Here is a 4548-nt window from a genome sequence, read left to right on the forward strand (position 1 = left end):
CGGCGCAGTGGCCGACGTACAGCAGGGTCCCACCGGGGGCCACAGTGTCCAGCAGCGCCTTGAGGACGCTGTGCCCCTCCTGGACCGGCAGCGGGAAGAAGTGCGCCGACACCAGGTCGAACGGGCCCGGGGGCGGCGGGGCGGCGGTCAGGTCCGCCCGGGTCCAGGACACCCGCCCGGCGAGTGGGCCCGCTGCGGCGGCCGCGCGGTCCAACGCCACCTGGGAGATGTCCACGGCGGTGACCCGCCACCCGCGACCGGCGAGCCACAGCGCGTCGGCGCCCTCACCGGCCCCCAGGTCAAGCGCGGTGCCGGGCGACAGTCCCCCCACCTCGTCGACGAGCACCCCGTTGGGGTTCCCGCTGAACAGCCTCTCCTGGCCGCCGTACCTCTCGTCCCAGGTCTGTGCGTCCATGCTCCCTCGTCCTTCCCCCGCTCGTCGCCGCCTGCCAATGTGGCCCCGCGCCGGTGTGGGGGCAAGCGCCGTTGCCGAACCGGCAACCGACGACGCGCGGACGAACGCGCATGGGGCCGATACGCGCACGCATGGGATCCGGGGGCCCACACCACGACGATGGGCGCATGGATACTCGACCTGTTCTCGTCATCGGCGGTACCGGAACGATCGGCGGTCGCGTCGTCGCCGCCCTGCGTGACAAGGGCGTCCCCGTTCGGGCGGCGTCGCGCCGGTCCGAGGTTCACTTCGACTGGGACGACCCCGGCACCTGGGCGGCCGCGCTCGACGGTGTCCGGGCCGCCTTCATCACCCCACTCGACGCCCCGCCCCCGCGCACGCCCGCCCTGGTGGAGCAGGCGGTGGCGGCCGGGGTCGAGCGCCTGGTCCTGCTGTCGGCGCGGGGCGTGGAGGTGCCCGGCTACTTCGGTCCGGAGTCGGTGATCACCGAATGCCACCTGGAAGGCGAGCGCGCCGTCCGCGCGTCGGGCGCCGCCTGGACGGTGCTGAAGCCGGCCTGGTTCGCGCAGAACTTCAGTGAGGGCCTGTTCCGCGACGGGGTCGTGGCGGGGGAGCTGGCCCTGCCGGTCGGGGACGGCCGCGCGGCGTTCGTGGACGCCGACGACATCGCGGCTGTGGCCGTGGCGGCGCTGACCGAGGAGGGGCACGACGGGCAGGAGTACGAGCTTTCCGGGCCGCGGGCGCTCGGCGTCGCCGACGCGCTGGCCGAGATCTCCCGCGCGACCGGCCGACCGGCCCGGTTCGCGGACATGACCGTGGAGGGCTTCACGGAGATGCTCGCCGGGGTGGGGGTGCCCGCCGAGGATGCGGCCGTCTGGGCGAACGCGCTGACCCCGATCCGCACCAGCGGGGACGCGGTGATCGCCGACGGCGTCGAGCGCGCGCTGGGCCGTCCGCCCCGCGACTTCGCGGCCTTCGCCGACGACGCGGCGAAGTCCGGCGCCTGGGAGGGGTGACCGCCCACCCCGAGGCAGCACCCCGAGCCCACACCGCGCGCCCGGTCCCCCGTGGACCCGGGCGCGCGGCGTGTTCATGCGGTGTTACGCGGCTTCATTGAGCCCGTGCATGGGTGGTCGCCTCACCAGGAGCGGACGCAGTCGATGTACGGGCGGACGTGGAAGGGGCGCTGGAAGGAGGTGAGGGCGGAGTCGAGGGCGTCGAGCGTGGTGGCGGCGACGGTGATCTCGGGGTCGATGCGGTTGGTGGCGAGGTAGGGGGTGGTGACGGCCGACCGGTAGCTGAGGCTCCAGTCGGCGCGGTGGGCGTGGTGGACGAGGAGGAAGGCGTCGTAGTCGGGCGGGACGTCGGGGTTGGGGGAGCGGGTGCGCGTCGAGCAGCGGGCGGTGGGGGCGGAGGCGCGGGCGATCGCCTTCTGCTCCGGCTGCTCCGGGGCGGGGCAGAGGCCGCGTGCGTGCCGAGGCTGGTGCGGGTTGGGCGAGGGGAGCGCGAGAAGGGCGGGGCAGGCGAGGAGGAGGATCATCGCCAGGAGGTTGAGGAGGACCGGGAAGCGGTCCGAGTCGCGGTGGTGGATACCCTGGGACATGTCGTCACCTCTTGGTCAGGTGATGGCCACGCCCTCGGACGGTGGCTGCCGTCGCGAGGGCTCTTCGTGTATGAAGCAAGGTCTCACCAGGCGAAATGCCGATCCAGGTGCAGTGGATCATCGGTGAAAAGCAGTGGGGCCATGACAAGTCCGAGCAACAAGTGTGGAGTTGTGGACGAAAACTGTGGAATCGCCCCGCGAGTAGCGGCCGGTGTGTGACACTCGATTGCATGGTCAAGGTCGGCAACGACGTCACCATCCGGTGGGGCCGTGCACTGCAGGAATTCCGGTCCTCCCGGGGTATGACCCAATCGGCGCTGGGGCGTGCGCTCGGGGTGGGCGGGACGGCGATCTCGAACCTGGAACGTGGTGTTCGGCGCCCTTCGCACGAGAACCTTCAGCTTCTCGACTCCACGCTGGAGACGGGCGGCAAGCTCAAGCGCCTGTGGACCGAGCTCAACCAGTCAGGTCACCTCGCCTGGCTGGGGAGGCTGTCGGAGCTGGAGCAGGAGGCCGTCTCCATCCAGGAGTTCCAGAACCAGCTCATACCCTCGCTTCTGCAGACCGAGGAGTATGCGCGGATGGTCATCAAAGCCGTGACCCCGTGGATGCCATCGGAGAAGGTCGAGGAGAGCACACGCATTCGCGTCAGGCGTGGGACGCGCTTCCTGGAGGGGGAATCTCCCTTCATGGTCGTGGTTCTCAGCGAAACGGTCTTCACGAATCCGGTCGACAGCGGTGCTGTCATGCGACGCCAGCTTGAGCATGTCCTCGGAGTCGCCGGTGATGGCCGGATAGTCCTTCAGGTTGTGGACGCAGGCCGGCATCCCGGCTTGGTCGGCCCGTTCAAGATCCTTACTCCCCACACCGGGCCCGCCATCGCGTACACAGAGTCCGCATACAAGGGGCAGTTCGTTGACGACGCCACAGCAGTGGCAGAGTTCAGACTGCGGTTCGGGCATATCCAGGCCGAGGCTGCGAAGCCGAGCGCTTCGCTCGACCGTGTCCGTAAGGCTCTGGAAGGGATGAGCGATGACTGAACAGCGCTGGTACAAGTCCTCCTACAGCGGCGGGAGTGGAAGCTGCGTCGAGATCGCGCTCCACTGGCGCAAGTCGTCTTACAGCGGCGGAGCTCATCAGGAGTGCGTCGAGGTCGCGCATCGGTGGCACAAGTCCTCCTACAGCGGCGGTGCACACCAGGACTGCGTCGAGGTCGCCGAAGGCCCTTCAACGGCCATCCGCGATACGCGCAACCGCGACCTCGGGCACCTCTCCTTCCCCGCCTCTGAGTGGGCGGCCCTCCTCCACGTCATCCGACAGGGATGACCGCCTCCTCCGGTGACGCCTCCGCCGCCTGCCGATAGGCGGTGGGGCTCACCCCCTGAACACGCTTGAATGCCGCGCTGAAGCCGAACGCGTCCGCATAGCCCACCCTCCGGGCCACCGCCGCCACCGTCATGTCCGGGCGGTGCAGCAGGTCCGCCGCCAGGGTCATCCGCCAGCCGGTCAGGTACGCCATGGGGCCCTCGCCCACCTGTTCGGCGAAGCGCTTGGCGAACGTCGACCGCGACACCCCCGCGCGTGCCGCCAGGGACGCCGTGGTCCACGCGTGCGCCGGGTCCTCGTGCATCGCCTGCAGCGCAGGCCCCGCCACGTCGTCGCTCAGCGCGCGGTAGTAGTTCGGCGACTCGGCCTCCGGCAGCTCGAACCACCCCCGCAGAGTGCACACCAGCAGCCAGTCCAACAGCCGGTCCAACACGATCTGCCGTCCCGGCCGCCCGCACACGAGCTGCATCTCCAAGTAGGCGCGCATGGTCTTGCACTCCTCCTCCTCGTCCGGGACGACGAGCACGGAGGGGAGCACCTGGAGCAGCCTCTGCGGCACCTGCGCACGGACGTCGTACGCCGCGGCGAGGACCACGGTCTCGGCCTGGAGGTCGTCCGGACCCTCCTCACCTCCGGGGGCGGCGCCCTCGTCGGACAGGCACCGCACCTCCCGCCGCACCGCCGACCGGTCGGCGTCCGGGTCGTCGGTGAGCGTGAACGGGGCGGGGCCGCGCACGATCGCCGCCTCGGCCTCCACGACCCGGCGCCGCGTCCCGTCCTCCGTGAGGATCCACGCCGATCCGCGCATGGGGATGACCAGCGTCAGGTACGCCTCGTCGGCGAAGTGCAGCGACCACGGCGGACGCAGCGCCGACCGCCCGAACACCGCACCCTGGCCGCGCACACCGCGGAGGAGTTCATCGAACACGTCCATGGAGGCAGCCTATAGAGACGGGTCAGGGCGGGGTCAGATCGCGATGAGCTTCCGGGCCTCCCCGTCCTCCAGGGACGCGCGGGGCCCCGAATGCACCACCCGCCCGGCGTCGATGACCGCCACCTCGTCCGCCAGGCGCAGTGCCACGTCCATGTACTGCTCCACGAGGAGCACCGCCACGCCGCGTTCGGCCACCGTGCGGATCACCTCCTCGATCTCGGCGACGATCGACGGCTGGATGCCCTCCGTCGGCTCCGCCCGGGCCCGCAG

6 protein-coding genes and 1 pseudogene are annotated in these 4548 nt (G+C 70.9%); 3 read left to right on the forward strand and 4 right to left on the reverse strand.

The features are described 5' to 3' along the window. Positions 1 to 415: class I SAM-dependent methyltransferase (locus D476_RS0103970; protein WP_017622683.1), on the reverse strand; the 415-nt coding region annotated here is incomplete at its 3' end. 167 nt (positions 416 to 582) lie between these two features. Between D476_RS0103970 and D476_RS0103975 the strand changes: the two genes are divergently transcribed. Next, positions 583 to 1431: an NAD(P)H-binding protein gene (locus tag D476_RS0103975; RefSeq protein WP_017622684.1), complete on the forward strand. Its 849-nt coding sequence runs from the start codon at positions 583 to 585 to the stop codon at positions 1429 to 1431. A gap of 122 nt (positions 1432 to 1553) precedes the next feature. On the opposite strand, the gene D476_RS0103980 is transcribed toward D476_RS0103975, so the two are convergent. Continuing rightward, on the reverse strand, positions 1554 to 2018 hold the full coding sequence (locus D476_RS0103980; RefSeq protein ID WP_017622685.1) for a hypothetical protein: 465 nt from the start codon (positions 2016 to 2018) through the stop codon (positions 1554 to 1556). Between the two features lie 230 nt (positions 2019 to 2248). On the opposite strand from D476_RS0103980, the gene D476_RS0103985 reads away from it, so the two are divergent. Both D476_RS0103985 and D476_RS0103990 read left to right on the forward strand, forming a co-directional pair. Continuing rightward, complete coding sequence (locus D476_RS0103985; RefSeq protein ID WP_152529206.1) at positions 2249 to 3058, forward strand: helix-turn-helix domain-containing protein; 810 nt, start codon at positions 2249 to 2251, stop codon at positions 3056 to 3058. After that, the gene (locus D476_RS0103990; protein WP_017622687.1) at positions 3051 to 3344 is read left to right on the forward strand and encodes a DUF397 domain-containing protein; all 294 of its coding nucleotides are present in this window, start codon (positions 3051 to 3053) and stop codon (positions 3342 to 3344) included. The genes D476_RS0103985 and D476_RS0103990 overlap by 8 nt, the downstream gene beginning before the upstream one ends. Here D476_RS0103990 and D476_RS0103995 read toward each other — a convergent pair. Together D476_RS0103995 and D476_RS0104000 are read right to left on the reverse strand one after the other, a co-directional pair. Further along, a complete protein-coding gene (locus tag D476_RS0103995; RefSeq protein WP_017622688.1) occupies positions 3328 to 4278 on the reverse strand; it encodes an AraC family transcriptional regulator in 951 nt (316 codons plus the stop codon). The genes D476_RS0103990 and D476_RS0103995 overlap by 17 nt on opposite strands. A gap of 33 nt (positions 4279 to 4311) precedes the next feature. Next, a pseudogene (locus tag D476_RS0104000) lies at positions 4312 to 4548 on the reverse strand (ABC transporter ATP-binding protein); the annotation flags it as partial.

Origin of the sequence: Nocardiopsis chromatogenes YIM 90109, assembly GCF_000341185.1 — a bacterium.
GTDB lineage: Bacteria > Actinomycetota > Actinomycetes > Streptosporangiales > Streptosporangiaceae > Nocardiopsis_A > Nocardiopsis_A chromatogenes.